The sequence below is a fragment of the Streptomyces sp. NPDC051104 genome (assembly GCF_040682835.1).
Taxonomy (GTDB): Bacteria; Actinomycetota; Actinomycetes; order Streptomycetales; family Streptomycetaceae; genus Streptomyces; species Streptomyces cynarae.
In genome coordinates, this window is record NZ_JBFBBS010000135.1 from 1 (window position 1) to 1,649 (window position 1,649).

Consider the following 1,649-nt stretch of genomic DNA (forward strand, 5'->3'; position numbering starts at 1 on the left):
AAATCATCAATAGCCCTGACTATGTCAAAGCACATACTCAAACGCTTAGAGCTGTTAGAAAACTATTCTTTGAACACCGTAACTTATTTTTAAGCACACCTAAAGAGGACGGCAAGCCACCGAAATCATTAACTCCTTTAGAGACAGCAAGAATAATCTATAAGACGCTCAAAGTCATCAAACTAGACCACCAAAGCGGACTGTTAGGCGTTTATAACCCTGAACTAGGAATATATGAAACGAATGAGAACTTCTTTCATCGGCTCATTTATTGGCTAGAGCCGTCATACAGTCAGGCACGGTCTAAAGAGGTCCTCTTTAAACTTGAAACCTTATCAGAGGTTAAACAACAAACCACAGAAGCTCATCTTATCCCAGTTGCGAACGGTATTTTCAATAAGAAAACCCAGCAATTAGAGCCGTTTAGTCCCAAGTATGTCTTTACCTCAACCATTGCGACCAAGTACAACGACAAGGCAAAAGTACCCAATATTAACGGTTGGAACGTAGACGACTGGCTGTTAGACCTCATGAGTGGAGATAAGGAGCTTGTTAGCCTTTTATGGCAGATTATTTCCGCAAGTACCAACGGCAATTACTCCTATCGTAAAGGCGTTTGGCTCGTCGGTAAAGGAAATGACGGCAAAGGGACTTTTCAAAGTCTCATCATGAACTTAATCGGACGTGAGAACGTGGCAAGTGTCAAAGCTGAACAATTTGCGGAACGGTTCGCCCTTTCCCAAGTGGTTGGCAAAACTTGTATTATTGGAGATGACAGCCAAGTCAGTTACTTAGACAACGCAGGAAATTACTTTTCAGTAGTGACTGGCGACCCAGTACCGATTGAAGCGAAAGGAAAACAACCGACACTAGCCGTCTTTAATAAATTAGTCATTCAGTCCACTAACTTTTTACCGAAGTTTAGAAATAAGTCAAATGGAACTTATAGGCGTTTGCTTATTGTTCCCTTTAACAAGTCTTTCACGTCAGATAATGACAACTGGAAAATCAAAGATGATTATATTAAACGCAAAGACGTTTTAGAGTACGTGCTTAAAATCGCCTTATCACTTAACTTTGATAAGTTTGATGAACCAAAAGCCACACAAGGGCTATTAAATGACTTTAAAATTTCTAATGATAACGTGCTGGCGTTTGTAAATGATATGTTTGAGGAGTTCGTCAGTGATTTTCTACCGACCGCCTTTATAAGCGCCTTATATCGTGCATGGTGTGAAGATGAGGGAGTGAAGCCCTTTACTAAGCGAGAGTTTGAGCATAAACTACCTGATTATGTCAAAGACCAATGGAAAAAGACCGTGCAAAGACCAAATAGCGCAGGCTTTAATAGAGCTGTCGATTTACATCGAGCCAATGAAATGGAATTGTTTAGACGGTTGTTTTATTGGGACGATGAGAAACATAAAAAAGTCACTAAAGGTTATTCCCGCAAGAAAAAATAAAAGTGTTACTGAAAATCGGTAACACGTTACTATTAGAAGTAACAGCTTTAACCCTATGGTTAAGCCATTTATAGGTATCTGTTACTCTGTTACCGCAAAAACACCTACTCGCTAGGAATTTATCAGAGGAAATAAAAACATAAAAAAAGAACGCTGTCCGACAAATTGAAGTGTTGACAAATGTTG

1 protein-coding gene is annotated in these 1,649 nt (G+C 39.5%); it reads left to right on the forward strand.

Features of this window, described 5'->3' with window-relative positions; translation table 11 throughout:
• The coding region (locus AB0N14_RS40060; protein WP_366030601.1) for a phage/plasmid primase, P4 family at positions 1-1,463 on the forward strand (1,463 nt) is incomplete at its 5' end.
• Positions 1,464-1,649 lie beyond the last annotated feature (186 nt).